Raw genomic sequence first — 477 nt, forward strand, 5'->3', positions numbered from 1 at the left:
ACGACGAGACCGTCGAGCTGCCGCACCGGGTCGGGCAGGCGCTGCGCGGCGAGGCCCCTTTCGACCCCGCCGCCCTCACCCCGCCCCGGCCGCTGCCCGCGACGCACGTCGTCGCCGAGGTCAACGCCACCGCTGCGGGCGCCGCCCTCGAACTGCTGCGGCACTGCGAGAACCTGATCGACGCGCTCGCCGCGCTGCCCGCCCCCGCGCTCAAGTCCGGGGGACTCGGAGTGCGCGAACTGCGCCGCCTCGCCAAGACCGTCGATGTCGACGAGCAACTCGCCGCGCTGCTCGTCGAGGTGCTCGCCGCGGCCGGCCTGATCTCGCGGGGTGTGCCCCAGCCGCCGCCCCCGACGGACATCGACGACTACTGGGCGCCGACCACCGCCGCCGACGGCTGGTCGAACGCGCCGCCCGCGCAGCGCTGGGCCGTGCTCGCGGGCGCGTGGCTCGACGCGCCGCGACGTCCGTGGCTCG

1 pseudogene is annotated in these 477 nt (G+C 77.1%); it reads left to right on the forward strand.

The annotated features are described in order from the left end of the window. A pseudogene (locus tag CQZ88_RS32190) lies at positions 1-477 on the forward strand (DNA-binding protein); the annotation flags it as partial.

The sequence above is a fragment of the Rhodococcus sp. ENV425 genome (assembly GCF_002887785.1).
Classification (GTDB): domain Bacteria; phylum Actinomycetota; class Actinomycetes; order Mycobacteriales; family Mycobacteriaceae; genus Rhodococcus; species Rhodococcus aetherivorans.